The sequence below is a fragment of the Streptomyces sp. NPDC017529 genome (assembly GCF_044329785.1).
In the GTDB taxonomy this organism is placed as follows: Bacteria; Actinomycetota; Actinomycetes; order Streptomycetales; family Streptomycetaceae; genus Streptomyces.
Window position 1 is genome coordinate 188608 of the sequence record NZ_JBIRJY010000003.1, and the last position, 23092, is coordinate 211699.

Below are 23092 nucleotides of genomic sequence, written 5' to 3' on the forward strand. Positions count from 1 at the left end.
CTCGGCCGCATGGTGTTCGATTCCGTTCATTTCGACCTCCGGCCCTACGCCGGTTTCGCTATGGACCGCTACGTCCGGCGGACGTATTGCAGCTGGCAGGACGCCGACTGGCAGTCACTGCTCGTACAGCGGTTCCACCACGTACCGGCGGTCGAGGACATGGAGTTGCCGGCCGCGGCGGACCTGCACCTGGTCCTGCCCGTTGGGGGCCGGGCCGAGATGGAGACGCGGACCGGCGGCCGGTGGCACCGCCACACCTGGACGCCGGGCCGCCTCGAACTGGGCGTTCCCGACCGGCCCGCCCTCCGCCGCTACCGCGGGGACGGGCCGCTGCGCAGCGTGCAGGTCCACATCCCGCGCGGCACCGTCGAACGGACCGCCGCACAGCTGGGCGGCCCCGCGGTGGACTACGAAGACATGGCGGCCTCCGTATCCGCCGGCGACCCGCTGCTCGTCGAGGCGGTACGCGCCATCGGCTCAGCGCGGGAGACAGGGGACCTGTACGCGGAGGCCTCGGCCGCCTTCCTGGCCGTGCACCTGCTCACCCGTCACTCCCGGGCCCCGGACCGGCACGTCCCCGTGCGGGAGGACGCGCGCGTCCGCGCGGCGATCGCGCTGATGCGCGACCGGCTGGCCGAACCGCTCACGCTGGCAGAGATTGCGGACGCCGTGCACCTGAGCGTCTTCCACCTCGTCCGCGTGTTCCGCCGGGCCACGGGGGAAACGCCCCACCGGTATCTGGTCCGCCTGCGCATCGAAGAGGCCGAACGCCTGCTGCTGGCCACCGACTTCACGGTCGCCAGAATCGCGGCGCGCTGCGGGTTCGCCGACCCCGGCGCCTTGTCGAAGGCGTTCCTGCGGCACACCGGCGCCCGCCCCTCGGCGTACCGCAATTCCTGACCGCGTCGCGGCAATCGCGGACATGGGGTCGGGCGGTGGCCGTACCTAGGGTTTCGCTCATGTCCAAGGCAACGGCCACACGGCCTGAGAAAACGCGCATCGAGCCCTACCCCGTCCGCATCCCCGACCGCGAACTGACGCTCCTGCGGGCCCGCCTCGACGAGACCCGGCTCCCCGAGCCCGAAACGGTCCCGGACGCGGCACAAGGCATCGGGCTCGACCGGCTGAGGACGTTGCTCACCGCCTGGCGGCAGCACGACTGGCGCGCCACGGAGGCCCGTTGGAACGCGATACCTCACTACCGCGCCCGTCTCGACGGCCTGGACATCGCCTTCTGGCACGTGCGTTCACCCGAGCCCACGGCGCTTCCCCTGGTGCTGACCCACGGCTGGCCGGGCTCCGTACTCGAATTCGAGAACGTCCTCGGGCCGCTCACCGACCCCGTCGCGCACGGCGGTTCCGCCGCCGACGCCTTCCACGTGGTCGTACCCGCGCTGCCGGGATTCGGGTTCAGCGAGCGTCCGCGCGAGCGCGGCTGGCAGCCCGCCCGTACGGCGCGCGCGTGGGCCGGGTTGATGACCGCGCTCGGCTACGAGCGGTTCGGCGCGCACGGCGGGGACTGGGGCGCGTACGTCAGTACCGAACTGGCGCGCCAGGTGCCCGAACGCGTCGCCGGCCTGCACCTGACGATGCCGCTCGCCTCTCCCCTGCCGGAGGACCGGAACACCCGGAACCCGGCGGAACGACGCATGCTGGAGCGGCGCGACACCCATCTCGCGGACGGCTACGGCTTCGGGATGATCATGGCGACGCGCCCGCAGACGCTCGGCTACTCCCTGCTCGACTCCCCCGCCGGCCTGGCGGCCTGGCTCGGTGAGAAGTTCGCCGCCTACGCGGACACCCGGCCGGAGGCCGGAGGCGGAGTGAGCGTGGAGCAGCAGGTGGACGACATCGCCCTGTACTGGCTGACCGGAACCGGCGCCTCCAGCGCCCGCTGGTACTGGGAGGCCATGCGGTGGGTGCCCCGCAGCGCCGAAGAGGAGAACGCGCAACCGGTGACGACACCCACCGCCTGCTCGCTGTTCCCGGCCGAGCCGTGGCCCACCGCCCGGCGCTGGGCCGAGCGCCGCTACCAGGACCTGCGCTCGTGGCACGAGATGGACCGCGGCGGCCACTTCCCCGGCCTGGAACAGCCGGAGCTGCTGGTCACCGAGATCCGGGCCGCGTTCCGGCACGCGCGGCACGGGGCGTGAAGCCGAGGGAAAGGCCGGGGGCCAGACGGACACGGGTGCGGCCGCCGCGGAGTCCGGCGGCACCGGCTCCTCCGACGGCGCGCAGGGCTCCGGGCCCCAGGCGGGCTCCGGCGCGGAGGCCGACGGCAAGGGTGACGGCAAGACGGGGCCTGTGGGAAAGCAGTCCGGCAGCGCGAACGCCGCCCGGGGTGGCAAGGCGGGCTCGGGCTCCCAGCGCTGCCACACCTCCGACCTCAAGGCCGCCTTCGCCACCGGCGAGGACGCGACCCCGGACCCGAACGCGGGCGGCTCGACGACCACCAGCATCGTGCTGACCAACAAGAGCGGCCGCACCTGCAAGATCGGCGGCTTCGCGGGCGTGGACCTCAAGCCCGACGCCGACGGCCCCGTCTGGTCACTGGCCCGCTCCTCGACCAGCGCGGCGCCACCCACCCGGCCACCTACGTCAACCCCATCGGCTGACCGCTCCACACCCGGTCGGCCCTCCCGCCAGAGAATCCTGCTCGCCCTGCCAGAGAGCCCTGCTCGCTCTGCCAGGGAGCCCTGTTCCCTTTCGCTGTCTCACCCGAACCGCAGGACGCGCGGGGCGAAGGTGCCCTCGGGGCCGTCGGCCCGGCCGACCGACCACACCGTCGTCGTACCCGGCACCGGCGCCAGCCGCAGCAACCAGGATTCGCCCTCCCCGGCCACCTTCGGTTCGCTGTACTCGGTGAACGACCGGCCGTCCCAGGCAAAGAAGTCCGGCCCGGGGACGATCGGCGGATAGCTGCCCGGCGGGCCCCACTTCTGCGAGCGGGCCACCGCGACCCAGCCCAGCGCGCCGGACGCGGCGGGCGCCAGCGAGCTGACCGAGCCGAAGTTGGTGGGCACGGCCACCCGGCTCCACGCCTGCCCGTCCCAGCGGACCAGCAGCGGCGGGATCGGCCGGCCCGGCGGGCCGCCGATGAACCCGGCCGTGCCGCCCGCCCACACCTCCGTCGGCGAGACCGCCAGCACGCTGCCCACGGCCGACCGCGGGAACCCGTCCACGATCGTCTGCTGCCACACCTGCCCGTTCCAGTGCGACACGGCCGCACCCGAGTTGGTGGCGCCCGCGGCCCAGACGTCGTCGGCCGCCAGGATGTGCAGGCCGTACACGGCCCCCGGCGGCACCGGCACGTCCCGCCAGTCGCGCCCGTCCCGGCGCAGCAGCACCTGCGCGCCGTCCCGTGACCCGATCAGCCAGGTCTCACCGCCACCGGTGACGACCTTGGTCAGCACCACACCGCGCGGCGCGGGGCTTTCGCGCCAGGCGGTGCCGTCGTGGCGGAGCAGACGGGCGCCGCCCGCCGAGTCGCGGCCGACCGCCCAGACCGCGGTCGGCGAGGTCGCGGCGATGGACAGCAGCTCGCCCTGCCAGCCGGCCCCGGGCAGGCGCTGGCGCTGCCAGGCGGTCCCGTCCCAGCGCAGCATCAGCGGGAAGCCCGGCGCCTCGCGGCCGACAGCGTCGGCTCCCACCGCCCACGCCCGGTCGGTACCGAACGCCACGGCCTCGTTCAACCCGGCCTGCGGGCGCACCTGTGCCGGGAGCGGAACGTGTTGCCAGGACGCAGTCTCCGCCGCGGCCGAGGACATGGCGGTCACGACCGTCATGGCGACGGCGAGGGCCGCGACGAGAAGTCGGCGCACCATGGTCAGCCTCCCAGCCGCTCGCTCATCAGGTTCGGTTTCGAGCCGTAGATCTCGGCGGTCCCGAAGGACAGCAGCGAGAACCCGGCCCTCGCCAGCGCACGCGGTGCGACGTCGATCGCGTTCGTACGCTTTGAGCCGTACGAGAAGGTGGTGCGCGAACCGTCCACCCGCGCGTACTTCGACTGGAACGCGCGGTCGCTGCGCAGCGGCAGCCACAGCGCGCCGTCCGGGCCGCGCGCCAAGGCCCCGGCGTGGGTGCCGCCCAGCGGTGGGTAAGTGGTGTGCCAGGAGTGCCCGTTCCAGGTCATCAGGTAGGTGCGGGTCACGCCGTCGGCGTACCGGCTGCCGCCGACCGTGACCCGGCCGTACGGTTCGGGCAGGATCGCGTGTACGTTGCTGTTCGCCGGCAGCGGCACCTTCGCATCCCGCCACGCCGTACCGTCCCAGCGCAGGACGGTGGTTCCGGTGCTGGTGTCCGCCCAGGCCCAGACGTCGGTGGCGGTACGCGCGGTGATCCCCATCAGGTACAGCACACCGTCCGGGACGGACCGCGCGGTCCAGCCGGAACCGTCGTAGTGCAGCACCTTCACCCCGGTGTCGTCCTCACCGACCACCCATGCGGCACCTGGTACGGCCGTGAAGTCCTGGTAGATCCGCAGGGTCTGCGGCAGCGGGACGGTACTCCACTCTCCCGCCGCCGACCGGCGCAAAATCTCACCCGCCCCCGCGCGGTTGTGGAAGATCCACACCTCCTCGCCGACGAACTGCGCCTTGCCGAGCGTGCCCGGCTCCCCAGCGCCCGGGAAGGTGGCGTCCCGCCTCCACGCCACGCCGTCCCACCGGTACAGCATCGGCCGCAGCAGTCCATCGGTGCCGTGCTCGTACCCGGTCGCCCACGCCTCGCGCGGCCCGCGGGCGGCAAGATCGGACACGGTCACCGGCGGAGCCGCCGCCGGCACCGGCAGCACGGACCAGCCTGGCTGCACAGCCGCGGCGGACGTCACCGCCGCAGCCGGCGACACGACCGCGGCACACATGACCGCAAGGCAGACAAAGACCGCACGGAGACCGTTCACGAGACCGTTCACGAGACCGTTCACGAGACCTCCAGAACGCGAAGGCCGCACAGCATATTGGCATGTACCCGCCCGTGAACAGACGCCTGCCCGCATACGCGCCACACCCGGACACGGAACCTCGCCCGACGTCACCCGACGTCGCACGACTCCACCCGACTCCGCCGACCGGAACAGTCACTCCCCTGCAAGGCCGACGGAAACTTCGACTTGGCAGCCGGCGGTTCCGCCACCGAGGCCAACACACTCAGGGCGAGTCGAGACAAGTTCGAGCGCTCGTTCGACGACACCTAACTGGCAGTCAAAGCCCCCCGACCCTGCTGCAACTGACCGCCCATACGTAAGTACGTAAGCCGGCCGCGAGCGCCGAGCCCGCCGCGGCGGAGCAGCCGGTGGCTGCTCCGCCGCGGCACGCATTCACTGGTGCGCGCTGATCACACCGCCGCTGCTGAGCACGATGTACACACCGTTGGCGTCGAGCCCGACGTCGTGCCCGTTCGCCTCGACCGTGCCGTACACCGCGCCCTCCCTGCCGAGGATCTGCGCGCGGTAACGGAGTTCGCCGATCTTCGTGACCTTGGCCGTCCACCCGCCCGCGAGCTCGAACGTACCCGGCCCCTGGTGCCCGCCGCCCATCCAGGAGTGAACCTCGCCGCCCATCGTGAGCACGACGAACATGTCGTTGGCGTCCAGCCCGGCGTCACGCTGATTCGCCTCGAACGTGGCCAGGACCGAACCCTTGTTGACGATCTTGGCGCGGTAGTGCAAGTCACCGAGCTTGTAGACCTCGGCCTTGCTGCCGTCCGGAAGCGGCTGCGTACGAACCGGCGACGCCCCCTTCCCCGTACCGGCACGCGAGCCCCCCGACCGCTTGCCCACAACCTCGGCCTTGGCCCCGGCGCCCGCCTGGGGCTCGGCTCCTGCCTGAGGCTCGGCGCCCTGCTCCCCGACGGCGGCCGGACGCGTATCCGTCTGGCCCGAGGCCTTGGCCGCGCCGGAGGCGGCATCCGAGCCGGAACAGGCCGTCAGCGTCAGACCGGCGGCAGCGACCAGGGCTACGGCGGCGACACGGAGGGTACGGCGACGGGTGGTGCGAACAGTGGTGCTGGAGCTCATCTCGGGTTCCCCCTGGAACAGTTGCCGGCGTTGCCTTCTCGGTACGCCCCCCACCCTGCCCAGCCCTCTTAGCGCAACCCTGCCGCCCCACTAACACCCGACTAACGCGCCGCCTGCGCGAAACGCGGTCACAAGCAACGTGTCAGCCGCCCGCGGCCCCAGCCCACCGCGCAATACCTCCGCACAGACCCCAGTGATTCCGGCCCCATCGAGCGGCTTCACCCGCACATGCTCCGGCAGCACCCAGCGGCGCATACTGACCGCTTTGCGCGGGCGCGCCGCCAAGTGATGGGTGCGCGTGGAGTACCTCAAGAGGCTTCTCGCGCAAGGCCGTCTGATCTCCGTACGGCCAGCCAAGAGTCATCATGAACTGCCAGACTCTCTCCCAACTCTGCTTTCCGAGCAGCTCCCTGGCCGAGCGTCTGTCCAATGTTGTTCGCCGAAACGCTCCAGACAACCTGTTGGCCCAACGCAGGGCGCCCTACCGCGATATTCCTTGACACCGACTACGGCTACTGCTCTGGTAGACGCACTGGCGCCAGCCAGGCGCCCGTTCATTCCTGGGGGAAGGAATGAACAGTATTATATTCGGGCATTTCAGCGTCACCGTCGTAGACCAGCACGGCGCTCGCCTAGCTCACCTACCGTTGCGCACAACCGCGCTGCCACCGCCGCGGCGTGCCTACGTCTCCGCCACCCCCACGCCGCCCACCCTGTGGGGCCGCGAGGCCGAACTCGCCCTTATCCGCAGAGCCATGCGTGAGCAGACAGCGGTGGAATTCACCGGCCCTTGCGGAGCGGGGAAGACCGCCCTCCTCAAGAACGCGGCCGCCGCCGGTGGCGGAACGTACCTGCGGGTGGGCGACATCGCGCTGGAGGACCTGCTCCAGGACCTGATGCGGCACTTCTACTTCTACCCGGGCCCGGACGGCACCCGGCTGAGTGCCCAGCAGTGCGCCCAATCGCTGGCGGGCTCATGGGCGGGCGCCACGGGAGTTGTCGCACTCGACGACATGTCCTACGGCCCGGAGCAACTCGGCTACCTGCGGCGCGTGTTGTCCCGCTGCACCCTTGCGATCGGCGCGCCCACCACAGTGCTCGGCGCGCTGGGGACCTCCCTGGCGCTGACTCCCCTGCCGGAAGCGGCCGCGGTGGACCTGCTCCGGAGCGAGGCGGGCCGCGTCATCCGGGACTCCGAGCTGGGCTCGGTGCGGCGGCTGGTGGCGGCCGTCGACGGACAGCCGCTACGTCTGCGTCAGGCGGCCGCGCTGGTGCGGCTGGACGGGCGCCCCTTCGAAGAGCTCGCCCGGCTGGCGGAGTCCGGTCCGGGCGCGCTGGACGAGCTGTCCATATCGGCTGTCGGTTCTCAGGCCAAGCGGGCGCTGGCGGTGCTCACGCTGGTCGGGGGCGCGCTGCTGCCGGGTAACTTGCTGTCGCAGATGGCGGACATTACGTACATCAGCGAGACCTTGGAGTCGCTGTCCGCGCGCGGCCTGGCCGAACAGAGCGAGGACCGTTTCGGGTTGCCGGTCTGCAAGGCCGAGCCTTACCGGCAGATCCTGTACCGCTCCATCGGGCTCGCCTCGGCGATGCGCTCGTTGGGTGAATGGCTCGTATCCGGCGACCTGACCGGCGAGGAGGCACGCGGGGCCGTCGAGGCTGCACTGAGCCTGCTCGGCATCGCAGCCGAGCAGCGCCAGTGGCAGGCGGTCATCAAGCTGGCGGTTGTCGTCGAGCGGGCGCTCTTCATCCAGGGCCACTGGCAGGCCTGGCAGCACACCCTCGCTCAGGGCATCACCGCTGCACAGGCCACCGGGCAGACCGCGGCCGAGGCCTACTTCACCCACCAGCAGGGCGTCCAGCACTTTCTCCACGACCGCATGGACCAGGCCCGGCACTTCTTGCGCCGGGCCCTCGACCTGCGCACCCGGCTGGGAGACCTGGCGGGCGCAGCTGTCACCCAGGCCAACCTGTCCCTGCTGGAGCCGGCAGCGCTCCCGGCTCCGCCTCCAACCCGGCCGCCGAACGTCTGGCGGCGCGTGATCACGGCCGTCGCCGCAGTGATCGCGGCTATCGCGATCGGCTCGGCCCTCGTCCAAGCCCTCGGCGACGACCACACCGACCCACGGAACCCTCCAAGCCCCAGCCCGACGACGGCCGGCAGCCCCCCAACCGAGAGTCCCTCGAACAACACCCCTCCAACCCGCAGCCCCTCGAACAACACCCCTCCAACCCGCAGCCCCTCGACCAGCAGCTCCCCGACCAGCTCGCCCGTCGAGCCCCCCAGCCTTGACGCGCCCGAGATCGCCCCGTCCACGCAGGACTTCGAGTCGGGCCAGATAGTGGACTTCACCGTCACCAACCCCAATGGCCAACCCATTGGTCTCGACTCCGTGGACATATCCGGCGACAGCGGATTCTCGCGCGAGGGCGGCACATGCACGAACCAGCTGGCGGAACATGCCTCCTGCACGGTAACCGTCAAGTTTTCACCGACTCGGTTGGGCGATGGGAAAGCCGATCTCACCGTCACAGCGGGGGCAAAGACTGCTACGGCCGAGCTCACCGGTACCTCATCCAGCCCAGTCGAATGAACCAGGACGAACGCAGGCGGGCCGCCGCCGTTGTGCTGCGACTTACCGGACCTCCCTGCGCGGCCGGATATCGACATCTCGTGGCACCGCAGCCCGGACCGCCGTCTACCGCATTCACCCACGGGTCACCCCCGTACACACAGGGAGCGCGAGCCGCCGCGAGGCTGACATCGCCAATCGGTAAGGGGCCCGCCCCGCTCGCATGGTGGGCCACTCTGGCACACCTGGAGAATCAGTGCACCAAGTGCCTGAGACCGGTATGCATATGCCCCAAGACAGGCTTCGCCAAGTTGCAGTCCTGCGCTTGCAGGGCGCTCGCGTCTTGTCACCACTTGATCTGTCTCGTCCGTGAGGTCCCCGCTCGCACGAGACGGCCCCTTGAAGTAGTAGTTGCTGGTCCCAGGGGGCTCACGCCGCGCTTCTCAGCCTCCCAACGGTGGCATCCGCCTCTGCGGGGCTCATGGCCCACTCCACAGCTGCCACCACCTCGTCGTCCGCGTCCAGTAGATGGCCGTACCGGTCGACCGTGGTGGTGATGGCCACGTGCCCGAGTCTTCCCTGGATCACGGGCAGCGGGACCTTGCCGGCGAACAGCCACGAGGCGTGCGCGTGGCGGAGGTCGTGGATGCGGCGCCGCTTCGTCAGGCCGGCGGCGTTGGCGACATCCAACGCGGGCTTCCAACGGTTCGCGAAGAAGAAGCCGGAGTGCCAGGCCCCTCCGCCGGGGGCGGTGAAGATCAGGTCCTGCGGCTGCTTGCCCTGGCAGACCCGCTGGAACAGCTTCACCTGATCACGACTGAGGACAAGCGTCCGCCGGGACTTCTTCGTCTTGGGGGCGCCGAGGTACGTGCCACCTTCCGCTCGGCGCTTCCATGCGCGTTCACGCGGAGTTCGGGGCGCTTGCCGGTGAACGTGCAGTCGCGGGGCTGAAATGCCGTCACCTCTCCCCAGCGCAGGCCGGTGCCGATCAGGGCGTCGACGAGATCGACGGCGTCGGCCTTCAGATGCGCGCGCAGGAGCGCGTACTCCTCCGGCTCAAGGAAGACCTCTTCGCCCTCGTCCTCATCCCCCTTCGGCAGACGCGTGTGAGCGCAGGGGTTCGAGTCCCGCAGAGCCGGGTCGGCGGTCACGGCGGTCTGGAGGACGCTGAAGAGCAGCCCGTGGAGGTTGGCGATGGCCTCCAGGGCGTAAGCCCGCCGCACCGTGCCGGGCTCGTGGTGCGGCCCCGAGCGCCCCTCTTCGAAGTCATTAATCCAATGGCTAACGCGATCGCGCGTGATCTTGTTCGCGTCATCCGAGACCGCCAGGCCCCGGGACCACGGGATCATATGGCCTCTACGAATCCCTGGCACTTCGTGCGCGTATGCCCGAATATGTCCGTGAGCAGCTCAACGTACCTGTAGGCGTAGGCGGGGGACATCTCCTCGGCCGGGCACTCAGGCTCGGCCGCCTCCTCGACGAACCTTTCACCCTTCACCCACCCGGGCAGCCATTACTGCCCGTGACCGTTCACCAGGTCACGGAAACGTTCCGCCATGGCCCGGTCGCCGAAGCTCTCGCCCTGCCACGCCCCGGCACGGACGCCGCCGGTGCGCCGGACCGCTTCGCGTAGGCCTTGGTGCTCGCCATGACGCCCAGCGTACGGGCGTCGCGTGTGGCAGATGTGCGGCACATTTCCTGCGGGAACGCCCTCAATGAGACGTTCGCGCAGGTCAGAACGATTCTTTGGTGGGGCAGGTGGGACTCGAACCTAAACGGGTGGGCCATCTCAACTGCGGTTTCGCCGATCAATCGCACATATACATCCGGTTCGATCCTGCTCCGCCCTCCCCGAGCCCGGCCGGCCCGGCGCGGTGAGGCAATTGCCTCACCAAATTTGAGTTCCATTCGGAGCCCGCGGCGTTCCGGTCAAGACGACAGGGCCCCGCCCCGAAACCCACGCCGCACGCCGCCGACCAGACCACCTCAGAACTGCAGGACCGGCTCTCCCAGCAGCTACGCACAGTAGTCCCTCGCCAGGCTCGGGCCGCGACCATGCACGGCCTCCTTCAGGCAGCACGCGTCACCGAATGTGGCTCCCACCTAACGGCTCTCAGCAAACGGGGAGGCGATCCCCTGGCGCGAGGCCATCTCGCCAGGCTTCGCCGATGTCGCCGGGTACGACCACCGCGAGGCGGAACCGACTTCGGACCGTCCAATTACACAGTCCGCTTGCGGAGCGGGGCCGCACCCCACCTCCGATTCGATCACCCAAGCCTCCTGTGCCCTTCCCCCTTCACAAGAGACCGAGGGCATCGACGACACAGACCCACCGCCTGCAGGTAGTAACGTGATCGGGTCACTACGCTTCCGCCTCGGGCGCCCCCCTTTAGGTTGAAATGCCGGAGTTCTCGAAAGTGAGTAAGAACCCACGCCCCGCCAGGTAAAACTGCTGGTCGCCGCCTGTGGTCCCCGCGCATGCGGGGGTGGTCCCTTGCCCAAGGCCCTGGTGCCGGGGCAAACCCCGTGGTCCCCGCGCATGCGGGGGTGGTCCCGGCGCCCAGGTTTCCTTGGGCGCGATGAAAGAGTGGTCCCCGCGCATGCGGGGGTGGTCCCCTCTGGACGTGCCGGTGCAGGCGTCCCCCTATGTGGTCCCCGCGCATGCGGGGGTGGTCCCATCTAGTGAGGCGTCGGACCCGCCCGAGGCGGGGTGGTCCCCGCGCATGCGGGGGTGGTCCCGGCCCGGTCCATTGCGCGGGCCTCGGTGATCTGTGGTCCCCGCGCATGCGGGGGTGGTCCCCCGTCGGCGGTGAAGCGGTACCCCGTGTTGAGGTGGTCCCCGCGCATGCGGGGGTGGTCCCGCACTGATCTTCGCAGGGGACCGGTTCAGCGTGTGGTCCCCGCGCATGCGGGGGTGGTCCCGAGCATCGACGCTTTGTCGAAGTCGATAACCCGTGGCCCCCGCGCGTGCGGGGGTGGTCCCGCAGCCCGAACTCGGACTCGAAGCGCCGTGCGGTGGTCCCCGCGCGTGCGGGGGTGGTCCCCGCTCGGCGACATCGGTCTCGGCTTGCACCACGTGGTCCCCGCGCGTGCGGGGGTGGTCCCCTCACGGCGCAGCGCAATGTCCTGGCCGGTCTGTGGTCCCCGCGCGTGCGGGGCTGATCCCGGCGCTCTGCGGGCCGCCTACCGCCGCGGGGCTCCCCGCACACGCAGAGGTTAACCGCCTCCGACGCACGTGGAGCGGCTCTGAGGCGCATTCTCTGCGCGAGCATAGGTGGACCGCTCAGGTCAGGAGACGGGCAGCTGTCTGCCGGAGTTGCTGTGCTTCGCTCACTCCCCCAAAGCGCCGCAGCCGTACGCGCATGTCGTGCAGCGCGGCCTGGACCTTGACTGAGCGGATGCCGTCGGCGCAGTCGAGGAACGTGTCCCAGGCGGCCAGCGCCCCGTCGAGGTTGCCTCGGCGTAGGCGTACGCCGGCGAGGTCGGCGTGGACGATGGCGCGGGTGCGGCGGCGGTCGAGACCGTGGATGTCGAGGGCAAGGTGGAGGTGTTCTTCGGCGGCGGGCAGGTCGCCGAGGCGGGAGAGGATCATGCCGGATTCGTGGGCCCAGCGACCGGGTGAGTAGTGGGCCGCCCAGGAGTCGCCGGGGGTGGCGGCCGGGCGGCCGATGGCTGTTTCGGAGGCGGCGAGGTGTTTGGTGGCCAGGTGTCGGTCGTCGTCATGGGCCGCGGCGGTGGCGAGGGTTGCCTCGTAGTAGGCGATGGCGCGGGCGTTGTCGAGGTTCTTGCCGTGTTCGACGCAGGCTTCGCCGAGCTGGACGGCTTCGGCCCTAAAGCCGAGGTCGACGCACTGGACGGCCAGGCCGCGCAGGGCGGTGGCCGACAGTTCGGGGTCGCCGGCTTCGGCGGCGAGGCGGAAGGCGTGTGCGTAGTAGCCCTGGGCCAGGCCGTGGAGCTCGGGGGTGTCGCCTTCGTCCTGGGCCATCCATCCGGCCAGGTGCACCAGCTGGGACGCGGCGGCGAAGAGCGCGCGGCCGGTGGCTTCGGTGAAAGAACCATTGAGCCAGGGGGCGACGTCGTCGGTGAGGTAGCGCACGGCGAGGTGGCGGGCGTGGCCGCCGCCGAGTTCGGCGGCGGAGTCGCCGAGCGAGATGACCATGCGCTGGACGGCGGCGACCTCACCCTTGCCGACGCGTACCGCGCCGGCGGGCGGGTTCTTGGTGCGGCGGGTGATGCTGTCCGGGTCGGGCAGGCCGAGGGCGGCGAGGGCGTAACCGCTGGACGCGGTGACGAAGTTCCGGCGGTCCACGTCGCTCCTTCCCAACTCCAGGGCTGAGGCCACGGTATCGGGGCCAGCGCCCGTTGGGGGTTGGGTGTCCGGCACGTCGATCGCGTGAACATCCAGATCTAACACCTGGGCGAGGTAGGGCCACCAGTATGCGGGGGTGCGCTCCCCCGTGAGCCAGCGGCGCGCGTACTGGCGCTCGACCCGCCCCGAGTCGCCGCTCTCGGCCTGGCCTGCCGCGCGGGCCAGGTCGGTCGGCCCCCACCCGCGCTCGGCGCACGCGTTCCGGATGAGCTGCGCGATGACCTGGTTCTTCGGCATCGGAGCCCCTTCCTGACCTACGCGGGCCTACACCGGACTACGCCCGGGCCCCTCCTCCGGCGGTCTACCCGCCCCTTGACTGAACTGCACGTCCAGTGCCTACGTCGCGCGCCGCGTGTCACGGCTGCGACAGCCGGCCGAGTCCGCTTCCGGTGAAGGAGATGTCCGTGACGACCATTCCCGTCCCCCCAGGTGATCGCACGACTGCCACCAGCGACAGCGCCGCGGCGCCACGGCCTGAAGCCTCCGGTGTCCCGGAGCAGCCGCTGCGGACGGTCTCGCACGTCGTGCCGGCCACGGGCCGTGACCTGGCCTACCGCCACGAGCGGAGCGAGATCGAACTGCCGGTCACGGTGCACTTCACCGACGGCACCACCGCCCAGACCAACCTGCTGCTGAACCCGGGGCAGGCGGAGCTGTTCGCCATCCAGACCGAACAGGCCATCGGCCGGCGCGCCGACGCCAAACGGGCCCAGCTGCTGTCTGACGACTGAGGGAAATCCGCACCTGCACCCGACGAAGGAGGAACCGTGCCCGCCAGCTTCGACCTCACCCAGCTCGCCGGTCGTACCGTTCTGGTGACCGGCGGGGCCGGGCTGATCGGCAGCCGTATCACCGGCCTGCTGCGCGCCCTGGGCGCCCGCCCGCTGTCCCTGTGCACCCTCGATGCCTACCCCCGCCCTGTCTACCGCGGCCTCTTCGGTATCGACCCGGCCAGCCCCGATGTGATCACCGGGGACGTGCAGGATGCGGAACTGGTGCGGCACCTGGTGCGCCGCTCGGACTACGTCATCCACGCCGCCGCCCTCGCGGATGTCGCCGCCTGTACCCGCGAGCCGATGGCGGCGCTGCGCACCAACATCACCGGAACCCAGGTCCTGCTGGACGCGGCGGCCGCCGGCGACCGTATCCGGCGCTTCGTGCTCACGTCCTCGGCCAGCGTCTACGGCAACGGCACCCCCGACGACTGGTCCTCCCCCTGCCCCGAACTGCGCACCGTGCGCGAACTCCTCGAAACCGTCTACGGCCGCACCCCTCCCCGCTTCCATGAGCAGGCGCCGCTGCGCCCGCTGTCGGTGTACGCCAACACCAAGGCGTGGGCCGAGACCCAGACCGACCTCGTGCTGCGGCCGGCCGGGGTGTCGTACGCGGTGGTGCGGTTCTTCAGCATCTACGGCGAGCCGCAGGTGGTGAAGCCCGGCAGCCACTCCTGGGTGGTGGCCCACTTCACCGCGCGGGCCGCCCGCGGCCTGCCCCTGCACCTCAACGGCGGAGGCCACCAGGTCCGCGACCTGATCCACGTCGACGACGCGGCGACCGCCACCGTGCGGGCCCTGGTCGCCCCGTGCGCACATCAGGAGACCGTGAACGTCGGCACCGGCATTCCCACCAGCGTGCGGAAGGTGGCCGAGCTGGTGCGCGAGCACTACCCGTCCACCACCTTCCTGGAAACGCCCATGCCACCCGGCGACCCGCTCGGCGGCTATGCCGGCACCCACCGGATGACCAACGTCCTGGAGTGGCGCCCGGCCGTCCCGCTCGCCGACGGTGTGCGGCGGTACGCGCGGTGGTTGGACACGCATCCCCAGGCCATGCCCAAGCAATGGCAGAGCCCGGATGACCACCCGGTGGAGGCCTAGATGACCGGCGGGCGCCCGAGGCGAGTCATGCGCCACACTGTGCGCCAGCGCATCGGCTTCCGGGGGCCGCACGGGGTGCGCACGCCTTCGGCGAACCCGCCGAACCACGCCCGCAGCCCGCCCAGCGAGCGGGCCCGGGCCAGCGTCAGGGCGGTCCACACCCCCAGGTAGACGGGGACGAGGAGGGCGGGCAGGTGGCGTTTGGCGAGCCAGACGCGGTTACGGGCCACCATCCGGTAGAAGACCGCGTGCCGGGTCGGCGAAGTCCGCGGATGCTGAAGCACCAGTTGCGGCTCGTAGACGATGTGCCAGCCGGCATCCAGCGCCCGCCACGCCAGATCCGTCTCCTCGTGGGCGAAGAAGAACGCCTCCGGCCAGCCGCCGACCTCCTCCAGCATCCGCATCGACAGGCTGTGCCCGCCCCCAAGGAAGGTGGTGACCTCCCCGCCGCGCAGCGGATCCCCCGCCCGCAGCCGCGGCACATGACGGCGCTGGGTGAAGCCGGTCTCGTCCGCGATCCGGAAACTGACGATGCCCAGCCACTCGTCCGCCGCGTGCAGCTCGGCGATGTCGGCGAAGACGTCCGCGGCGATCAGCAGCCCGTCGTCGTCCAGGTCGACCAGCACATCCACGTCACCGAACTCGCGCAGCGTGCGCAGCGCGACGTTACGCCCGCCGGAGACGCCCAGGTTCTCGTCCAGCTCCACGCCGGTCACCCACTCCGGCAGCTCCGGCAACGGCGAACCGTTCGCGACGACGACCACCCGCTGGGCGGCCGTGTCCTGCTTGGCGACCGAGTCGAGCAGCGCCCGCAGCTCAGCCGGGCGGTTGCCCATGGTCAACACGGCGACGCCGATACGGGGGTGACGCACCGATGAACTCCGTTCTGCCGGCCGGTTGCCCGCGATGCTAACCCGCCCCACCCGACACCAGCTTCGCCTCACTGATGGAGGACTGATGCCTCAGCTCATCCTTGGCGACTACCTCAGCGCGCCGCGCACCGGCCACCTCGGCCGCGGACCCTACGGAGAACTGGAGAAGGCCGAGCTGGCGGAGTTCCTCCGGCACTGGACCGGCCTGCACCGCCAGGCCCTGGCCAGCGTGCGCGACCGTATCCACCCCACCGCGCAGATTCACCCGACCGCGATCATCGGCGACGACGTGATCGTTGGGCCGCACGTGCGGGTGTACGAGTTCTCCACCGTCCGCGACGGCAGCGTGCTGTGCGCGGGCGCCCGGGTGGGTTTCAACTGCGAGGTCACCCGCTGCTTCCTCGGCGAACGCGCCGTCCTCGGCCACCGCATCGGCATCAACCGCACCCTCGTCGGCGCCGACGCCCACCTCTCCGCCACCCTCACCATCGCCGCCATCAGCCTGTGGAACGCCGATCTGCGCCACCCCGACCGCGAGATCACCTTCCGCGTGCCGGACGGCCTCTACCGCTGCGGCACCCCACGCTTCGGCGGTGTGATCGGCGACGGCTGCCAGACCGGGAACACCATCAGCCTCGGCCCCGGCATCGCCATCGGCCCCCGCTGCCGCATCGCCAGCGGTGTCACACTCGCCGGCCGCACCATCCCCGCCAACAGCATCATCACCGCGCCCCACACCACGGACGCTGCCGTCCGACGTGCCCACCCTGCACAATCAGCCCGCCAACGACCGCACCTCTCGCCCCCTCACTGCAGTGGGTGAACCGACGTGAACAGCGAACATCGATGGCTCAGCCCGCCGGCAACCGGCTCACGCGTACGGCTCTCAGCTTCGTCCACGACGGCTGGTAGACAGCATCGTGGCGAGCAGGGCCGGTAGGTTGCACCTATGCACCAACATCCTTCTCATCACCGCAAGCCTTTCTGATGCCGCAGGTCACGAAGGGTGCTCTCCGCTTGAGCGGCGGTGAATCAGAGCTCATGGGTCAGGCCCCCTTGACCGTGCCGTGCTCTCCGCGCCAACGAGGCTGGTAGCACTCACACGTCACGCGATCAAAGGCTGCCGCGGTGGTCCCCGCGCGTGCGGGGCTGCTCCCCCGTCTACGACGGCCAGCACCACACCTCTGATGTGGTCCCCGCGCGCGCGGGGGCTCCGCCCCCTCGGGGCGGGTTGCCCATCGCCTGGCACCTGCGTGTGTGGATGGGCCTGGCCTCGCTACCGGAGGCCCAGGGGCGGGGCAACGTGGTTCCCGCGTGGGCCAGAGTGCCCCTTCCTCTACGGTGGGGATCTCGATGCGTTGGGCCCGAGGTCTTCATGCGCGGAGTAGCCTCAGCAACTGCAGTTGCGACGATGGGTATGCACCGGCCCCCGCACAGCGGGGGTGGTCCCTGGGAACCACTGACTCCCACGTGCTCCCCGCACCTGCGGGGCTCTCAGGCCCGGGCGAGGCAGAGCTGGCTGCCTCGCTCACACTTCGAGTAGTGCGGGCCAGGTGGTGCAGCTGGAACCTGCTGAGTGGTCCCCGCGCGTGCGGGGGTGGCCCCGTCGCGGGGTACAACTGCGCGTATACGCCGCTGTGGTCCCCGCGCATGCGGGGGTGGTCTCCGATCCCGTACCCCGATCGGGTGCTCCAAAGCGTGGTTCCCGCATGTGCCGGGTTGATCCCAATCCGGCTGCGGTTAGCCGCTGGGCCAGTTGTGATCCCAACGTGTGCGGGGCTGTTATCTCGTTGAAGAGCTGCAACCTCGGCGATGTCTTCTGCTAACCCTGCGCATACAGAGCTGATCTACCGATGGCTTCCCTCAGACCCCACATGCTCGGCCATGTTCGGCTCAGCTCCGCGGCAAACGGACGCGCGTTGGTCGCTCCTCTCCCGCAGGTGGAGAACCGGCTGAGGAGAGCCGAGTGGGGCCGGAGGCAAAGTAGAGAGGAGCACGCACAGAATGTCACCGAGTCAGGATGAGTCCGCAGCTGTACGCCCGGGCGTGGCCGATGCCCTCGGAGAGGGCGGTGACGAATGCGGCGGGGTCGGTGATGGTCAGGGAGCCGCGCAACTCGGCGCGAGCGATCTTCAACCCCTTGTGGGGTGCGGGGCTGGACACCGTGGGCAGCATGCGCACGGAGATGGCGTCAGGGTCCGCGGAGGCGCCAACGCGGCCAGGGGTGTGCCCATCTCCGAAGTGGCGACCACACCATTTCCTGACGCCGTCCGGTTTGGTGTGTGCGACCCGTTGGCCTCTGACAGGCTTCCCGTCCGGGCCGGTCCGGTGCTTGCTGTACGTGGGGTTGATGACGGAGCGGAAACCGACGGTGTCTCCGGCGCGGAAGGTACGGTCGACGGTGATTAGGTGCGGGGCGTCTCGTAGTGCGGCTTTGGGTACGTGCCCCCAGTCCGCGGCGACCTTGGCTTGTACGACCAGGACGAGGGCGGCCGCTTTGAGGTCGAGCGCCCATGTCGACAGGACGCCCATCTGCGCACGGGCGTCCGGACTGCCGTCGTCGACCCACCCTTGGAATCCGCTCATCACCGTGCGGTGCATGTCCTGGGCGTCGATCAGCGACTTGGCTACGTAGGGGTGCCGCGCATCCAAGGTGAGCACGGAATGGGTCGCGACGAAGCGAGCTGTCGCCGTGCGGGGCTGCGGAGAGATGCTCACGGGATGATGTCTTTCCATTCGGTGGCGTTCGCGGTGATCGTGACCCTGCGGCGGACCTCCCAGCGGGTGGTGTGCTCAGGATGCAGCGAGTCGAAGCTCACCGGCTGATCCTGCACAGGCGTGGCGCCCCGCTCGGAAGGCCGGACTTGGAGCCACGCCCAGGGCTTGCGCGTCGAATCGGTCGTACCATCGGGCCCCGGCAGGAGCCGGTGGGTACGGAACGCCGACTCCAGGTCGCCGGGGACGGTTTTGAGGGCCAGGGTCCCGGACGGCGGGCAGGACTTGCGGCCCAGCCACAGCAGATGCTGCGGGTGCTCCAAGGCGCGGGCCACAGTCTGCAGGAAGTCCTCGTCTTCGTGCTGAAGCCCTACCAGGAATGTCGCGTCGGCCAGGTACCACCGCTCGGTGATGAGGCTGGAGCGGTGCAGTTCGCCGGAGACCAGTACGCCGGAATGAGGGTCGGTCGTGATCTTCTTGGGTGCTCCGTACCATCCGGCCAGCGTGTGCCGGCCGAAATGGTCCCCGGTGGCCGCGTTGAGGCTGGCCGAGACGGCGGCGGCCCGGCGGTGGTCCGTGATGAGGTCGCGGGGGCGCAACGGGTAGGAGCCCGCGCCGACAGTGTGGTAGTCCCGGACGGGGACGCCGGGGTGGTCGGCACGTACCCCGAAGGCGGTCCCGGCCAGCTGTCCCAGGAGAGTCGGCTTCGTGTGCTCCTTCCCCCCCGAGGACCTGCCCGGTTCGGCCAGACCCATGGTCCGGGGCAACCCCAGGGCCGCTGCGCACATCCCGACCACGGCGGACTTCGTGGGCCGGCTGTGCGAATCGCGACGAGCGGCGAAACGACTGGCCATGCCCCACGACTGCAGGGGCCCGGCCAGCCGGAGGAGCAGTACGTGCGTCACGGCGTCAGGCCCCCGATGGAGTCCACCCGGGTTGCGCTCAGGGGATCCAGATCGTCAAGGAGCGCGTCGATCTGCGGGTCGTATGTGAGCAGACGGGCCGTACGGATGTCGGGGCGGCGCTTGCTGACGAAGGCATGGTGTTTGAGCAGACGTTTGACGCCGGCGGGCCCGGCCGGTCCTTCGCCGCCCTTGTCCTCCGGATTTTCGTCGACAGGCTTCTGGAAGGCGCCCGCGTAGCTGTACGGACGCTCGCCCTCGAAGGCGAGGACCAGGGCCGGCAACGAGCCGGTGGAGGCCGTGGAGTTCTTCTTCGCATCGGGGAACGCCTCGACGAAAGCGTTGACGAATTCCTGCTCCGCGGCGATCGCGGCCTGTGCTGCCTCCGCCTCGGCCATGCCGGCGGCCTGGAGGTTCACCTTCAACTGGCGTCGGTCGAGCACGGCGTGCCGGTAGAACGTGCCGGAGATGAGCGATTGGTAACCCGTCATTCCCGCGCCCGCGTCGTCCGCCGCGTCCAGGAAATCCAGCGCGTTCTTCTTCCGTTCCAGCTTGGCATCGTCCGCCGCGGCGTAGAAGTCGTCGACCTGTTCGGCCTCCTGGATCGTGAAGGCATGTGCGCTTTGCACGGCGCCGTCCACGTTAGGCGAATCAGCGATCTCCGCGAGAAAGCGGCCGTACAGCGCAATGTCGATGGCGTCGCGCGGAGCCAGTGCCGTGAGCACCGCGGCACGCGTCTCCTTGGGGAGCGGTGGCAGATCTTTCGTCTCCGCGGCCTCGCCGTCTCCGTTCGCGGCCTCTTCGGCTGCCTTGCGCGCACCCCGCTTCGGCTTGACGTTGGCTGCCTGAGCGGCGAGGTATTCGTCCCGCCACCCGCGCAGGCTGTCGGCCGCTGCCGCGATGTGCCCGGCGATCCGCTCGCCGGTGTCGGCCGGTGCGAACAGCAGCACCTTGGTGAGGTCGGCGACCGTCTTCTTGGCCGGGTCGCCAAACTTCAGGCCCGTGGCCTCCAGCACGGCGCGCGCCGTGACGACGGCCTCGTCCTTCTCCCAGCCGTGGACAGTTTCCAGTACGCGCGCGGTGAGCAGCGCCCACTCACGGGTACGCACCCCTGTAGTGCGCCCGGCCAGCGGGCCGACTCCCGCGTTGGCCCGGTTGCGGGCGTGCACCCGCTCGGCACGCCGCCGCGCCTGGCTCGTGATCATGTGCCGTTCGACACCGCCGAAGACGATCGTTTTCGGTGATCCGTTCTCATCGCGTACCGGCAGGACCGCGACCAGTGTCTCCAGCAGATGGAGGGAGAGGAACTGGCCGCGTGGGGCGAAGGTCTCGGTCACGTGCTGCTGCCCTTCTGGGTGCTCTTCCTGCCGGTGTCGTACGGTGCGTGGAAGTCGACCGCCCAGTTGTAGGCGATGCGGGCCTTCCGGTCGTTCCATCGCTCAAGGTCGGCGACGAGGTCGGTCCAGGACGGCGGTTGCTGCTCGCAGGCGCGCAGCCGGGCGATGCCGTGCTGGAGGTGCCGCCACGGAATGCGTCGGCTGGCCACGATCCGGTCCACCAGCCGCGTGGCACCGGGGTCGTCGGGGCCGCGGCCGCCGGGCCGGCCGATCCTCCGGGCCGCGGTGCCGAAACTGCCGAAGCCCTGGGTGGGACGCCCCACACCCCGGTGGTAGACGGCGAACAGGAAGGCGACCTGCTCGTAGATCTCCCTGCTGGTCTGGTTGTCCTGGTCCGGGGCGTACCAGCCGGCCCGGATACTGGCGCTGGTGCCGGCTGTGGCGCGCCGGAGCTGGGCGAGATCGCCGTACTCGCGGTTGTGCACCAAAGTGAGGAGCCAGGCGGTAAGCCGGGCTGCCCCCAGCTCCGTGGCCTCCCACCCGGATGATTGGCTGGTCATGCTCCTCCTCCCTTGAGGGCGGTGAGGTCGGCCGGGGCCCGGGAGCCGATGAGTTCGGTCTCGAAGCTTCTGCGGGCCGCCGCGCGGGCACGCAGCCCCGGCCCGTTCTTCGGCAACGAGTCCAGTCGGGCGTCCAGAAACTCTCGTGCCATCTGCACCAGCCACTCCGCGTAACCGGGCATGCAGGCGGTCACCATCGCGCCCTCGGCTACGTCCAGGAGCAAGGTGTGGAAGGGTTCCTCCGTCGCCTTCCACTGCTCGCCCCGCGCGTCGAAGCGGACGAGCTGTGTCTTCTTGTCGCTGGGTTTGGGATTGGGGTACGTGATGGCCCAGGCCGCGTAGGCGGCTCGGTCCAGGCTGCGGGCCACGTGCTCCGCCACCCGGGAACCGCGCAGGGACGCCTGGTACAGGGCCGGGGCCTGGCCCGGCGCGAAAGGAAAGACGCTGGTGACCCAGCCGATGGCAGTGGTTTTGTTCGAGAGAAGGCCGACCGCCAGCAGGTCGAAGGGGTGACGTTCGGCTTTCCGCTCCTTGGGCAGCTTCGCGAGCCGTGTGTACAGGCCGCCGGCTTCCTGCTCCACCGCGGCATAAAGAGCGTGCGCTTCTCGCCACAGATCACGGGTGGGGGACGGCCACAGCGGCTTCTTCTCGCCGGTGCGCGTGGCGGACATGACGGCGTCCTGGAGATGCAGTTGGGGGTCGAGTTCGAGAAGTTCACCGGCCCCGATGAGCACACGGTCGACGCCGGCCTCTTCACCATCGCGCCCAGGCTTTGGACGCATCAGCACCGAACGGCCCAGGTAGCTGTGCAGGTCCGCATACCCCCGTACCGGACGAGCGGGCGGCTTGGCCTTGAAGCCCCTTCGCTCGATCGGTCCGCGCGTCCAGGTCAGGTTGAGCACGCGCGGGTCGTCGGTGGTCGGCACCAGGTTGAGACGCAGGGTGTGTCCCAGGGTCCGGCCCAGAGCGAGGACCCTGATCCGACCGCCGAGCCGTCCGGTGGCCAGGTTGGTGATGGCCGCCCCCAGCGTGGCCTTGCCTGATATTCGGGCGCGACCGGACAGGCCGAAGACATGCTGGGTCAGCATCGCCCGGAAGGCTCTGGCCGCGGGCAGCGGCTCGGGGTGGTCCAGGTGGTGATGGTCAGCGAACTGGTTGTAGTCACCCGCGTGTTCGATCACCAGCTGGGCGGTTCCGGTGCCGTGCTCCTCCATGAACGGCGCGAGAAGGGAGTTCTGCCCCAGGGGCCGTTCGGGGTGGAACAAGTCCCAGTCGTCGTCCGGTTGCTCGGCCAGCCACGAGGAAACCGCCTCCAGAGGATGGCCCTCCTGCACCCAGTCCTGCCACTCCTCCGCCGACGTGGGATACGTACCCGAGGCGTAGCACAGAGCAAGCAGGAACTCGACGAGGGCGACCTTCTCCCCCGGGGTGTCTCCGTCAATGTCCGTCAGCTCATCGGCCTGTGCGAAGAGCCCCGTCAGGTCCTGCTGAACCACCTCGCCGTCCAACGACAGGGCTTGTACGCATGGGCGCACGCGAGGGTCCCAACGAGGACGATCACTCATTGCGTCGAGCGGGGCTGAACCAGCCGGGTGCATGGCGCGTGACCTCGGAATCTCGCATCCACCTGAGTGGAGAGTGGAATGGGTGGGTGGCTGGTGACAGGGCCGAGGCGTGGGAGCCTCAGCGTGCCTCGGACAGATACGTCGGCTCCGCCCGGCCAGCAGGTGATGCGCATACAGCCCGTCGGCTCGTCAGCAGGTACCGACCTTCCGTCCCCACCGACGCGGGGAAAGAACAAGGCTTGTCCGCTAACGAACCCCACTGAGGGATCAGCCCTGCTGGCGCAGGGACGGCACAGCTCCGATCCG

Annotated in this window: 18 protein-coding genes, 1 pseudogene and 1 CRISPR repeat array; of the genes and pseudogenes, 7 read left to right on the forward strand and 12 right to left on the reverse strand. The window is 70.2% G+C overall.

Annotated features, from left to right (window positions below; all coding sequences use genetic code 11):
- Positions 1–9 precede the first annotated feature (9 nt).
- The 3 genes and pseudogenes from ACH4K4_RS08195 to ACH4K4_RS08205 all read left to right on the forward strand — a co-directional run.
- Positions 10–900, forward strand: coding sequence for a helix-turn-helix domain-containing protein (locus ACH4K4_RS08195; protein WP_398165656.1), 891 nt, complete (start codon positions 10–12; stop codon positions 898–900).
- A gap of 59 nt (positions 901–959) precedes the next feature.
- Complete coding sequence (locus tag ACH4K4_RS08200) at positions 960–2153, forward strand: epoxide hydrolase family protein (protein ID WP_398165658.1); 1194 nt, start codon at positions 960–962, stop codon at positions 2151–2153.
- Positions 2154–2304: 151 nt separating this feature from the next.
- Positions 2305–2526: pseudogene (locus ACH4K4_RS08205) on the forward strand (DUF4232 domain-containing protein); the annotation flags it as partial.
- A 188-nt stretch (positions 2527–2714) separates the two neighbouring features.
- On the opposite strand, the gene ACH4K4_RS08210 reads toward ACH4K4_RS08205, so the two are convergent.
- The 3 genes from ACH4K4_RS08210 to ACH4K4_RS08220 all read right to left on the reverse strand — a co-directional run bounded on the left by ACH4K4_RS08210 (position 2715) and on the right by ACH4K4_RS08220 (position 6016).
- Positions 2715–3824 carry a hypothetical protein gene (locus ACH4K4_RS08210; protein ID WP_398165660.1) on the reverse strand — a complete coding sequence of 370 codons (1110 nt, stop codon included), beginning with the start codon at positions 3822–3824 and terminating at the stop codon, positions 2715–2717.
- A gap of 2 nt (positions 3825–3826) precedes the next feature.
- Positions 3827–4900, reverse strand: a complete 1074-nt coding sequence (locus tag ACH4K4_RS08215) for a hypothetical protein (protein ID WP_398166294.1) — start codon at positions 4898–4900, stop codon at positions 3827–3829.
- Between the two features lie 417 nt (positions 4901–5317).
- Positions 5318–6016 (reverse strand): hypothetical protein, encoded by a 699-nt coding sequence (locus ACH4K4_RS08220; protein ID WP_398165661.1) that lies wholly within the window; start codon positions 6014–6016, stop codon positions 5318–5320.
- A gap of 755 nt (positions 6017–6771) precedes the next feature.
- On the opposite strand from ACH4K4_RS08220, the gene ACH4K4_RS08225 reads away from it, so the two are divergent.
- Entirely contained in the window at positions 6772–8610 is a 1839-nt protein-coding gene (locus ACH4K4_RS08225) for a hypothetical protein (protein WP_398165663.1), read from the forward strand.
- Positions 8611–9018: 408 nt separating this feature from the next.
- On the opposite strand, the gene ACH4K4_RS08230 is transcribed toward ACH4K4_RS08225, so the two are convergent.
- The 3 genes from ACH4K4_RS08230 to ACH4K4_RS08240 form a co-directional block, all read right to left on the reverse strand.
- Positions 9019–9396, reverse strand: a complete 378-nt coding sequence (locus tag ACH4K4_RS08230) for a tyrosine-type recombinase/integrase (protein ID WP_398165664.1) — start codon at positions 9394–9396, stop codon at positions 9019–9021.
- On the reverse strand, positions 9393–9938 hold the full coding sequence (locus ACH4K4_RS08235) for a hypothetical protein (protein WP_398165666.1): 546 nt from the start codon (positions 9936–9938) through the stop codon (positions 9393–9395). Before ACH4K4_RS08235 ends, ACH4K4_RS08230 begins: the two co-directional genes overlap by 4 nt.
- 1116 nt (positions 9939–11054) lie before the next feature.
- Positions 11055–11755: direct repeats of the CRISPR family, unit length 29 nt; unit sequence GTGGTCCCCGCGCATGCGGGGGTGGTCCC.
- 117 nt (positions 11756–11872) lie between these two features.
- On the reverse strand, positions 11873–13195 hold the full coding sequence (locus ACH4K4_RS08240) for a tetratricopeptide repeat protein (RefSeq protein ID WP_398165668.1): 1323 nt from the start codon (positions 13193–13195) through the stop codon (positions 11873–11875).
- 167 nt (positions 13196–13362) lie between these two features.
- Here ACH4K4_RS08240 and ACH4K4_RS08245 point away from each other — a divergent pair, with 167 nt between their 5' ends.
- Positions 13363–13689 (forward strand): hypothetical protein, encoded by a 327-nt coding sequence (locus tag ACH4K4_RS08245; RefSeq protein ID WP_398165670.1) that lies wholly within the window; start codon positions 13363–13365, stop codon positions 13687–13689.
- A 36-nt stretch (positions 13690–13725) separates the two neighbouring features.
- Positions 13726–14835: an NAD-dependent epimerase/dehydratase family protein gene (locus ACH4K4_RS08250; RefSeq protein ID WP_398165671.1), complete on the forward strand. Its 1110-nt coding sequence runs from the start codon at positions 13726–13728 to the stop codon at positions 14833–14835.
- Here ACH4K4_RS08250 and ACH4K4_RS08255 read toward each other — a convergent pair.
- Positions 14832–15707: a glycosyltransferase family 2 protein gene (locus ACH4K4_RS08255; RefSeq protein ID WP_398165672.1), complete on the reverse strand. Its 876-nt coding sequence runs from the start codon at positions 15705–15707 to the stop codon at positions 14832–14834. The two genes, ACH4K4_RS08250 and ACH4K4_RS08255, sit on opposite strands and share 4 nt — an antisense overlap.
- An 85-nt stretch (positions 15708–15792) precedes the next feature.
- Between ACH4K4_RS08255 and ACH4K4_RS08260 the strand changes: the two genes are divergently transcribed.
- Positions 15793–16530, forward strand: a complete 738-nt coding sequence (locus ACH4K4_RS08260; RefSeq protein ID WP_398165673.1) for a transferase — start codon at positions 15793–15795, stop codon at positions 16528–16530.
- Between the two features lie 1184 nt (positions 16531–17714).
- Here ACH4K4_RS08260 and ACH4K4_RS08265 read toward each other — a convergent pair.
- Genes ACH4K4_RS08265 through ACH4K4_RS08285 form a run of 5 tightly spaced genes read right to left on the reverse strand, consistent with a single transcriptional unit; the run spans position 17715 to position 22717 of the window.
- Complete coding sequence (locus ACH4K4_RS08265; protein WP_398165675.1) at positions 17715–18425, reverse strand: type I-E CRISPR-associated protein Cas6/Cse3/CasE; 711 nt, start codon at positions 18423–18425, stop codon at positions 17715–17717.
- Positions 18422–19327 carry a type I-E CRISPR-associated protein Cas5/CasD gene (locus ACH4K4_RS08270; protein WP_398165677.1) on the reverse strand — a complete coding sequence of 302 codons (906 nt, stop codon included), beginning with the start codon at positions 19325–19327 and terminating at the stop codon, positions 18422–18424. Before ACH4K4_RS08270 ends, ACH4K4_RS08265 begins: the two co-directional genes overlap by 4 nt.
- A complete protein-coding gene (locus tag ACH4K4_RS08275) occupies positions 19324–20661 on the reverse strand; it encodes a type I-E CRISPR-associated protein Cas7/Cse4/CasC (protein WP_398165679.1) in 1338 nt (445 codons plus the stop codon). The genes ACH4K4_RS08270 and ACH4K4_RS08275 overlap by 4 nt, the downstream gene beginning before the upstream one ends.
- Positions 20658–21221, reverse strand: coding sequence for a type I-E CRISPR-associated protein Cse2/CasB (gene casB / locus ACH4K4_RS08280; RefSeq protein WP_398165680.1), 564 nt, complete (start codon positions 21219–21221; stop codon positions 20658–20660). The genes ACH4K4_RS08275 and casB overlap by 4 nt, the downstream gene beginning before the upstream one ends.
- Positions 21218–22717: a type I-E CRISPR-associated protein Cse1/CasA gene (locus ACH4K4_RS08285; RefSeq protein WP_398165681.1), complete on the reverse strand. Its 1500-nt coding sequence runs from the start codon at positions 22715–22717 to the stop codon at positions 21218–21220. The genes casB and ACH4K4_RS08285 overlap by 4 nt, the downstream gene beginning before the upstream one ends.
- Between the last annotated feature and the right edge of the window lie 375 nt (positions 22718–23092).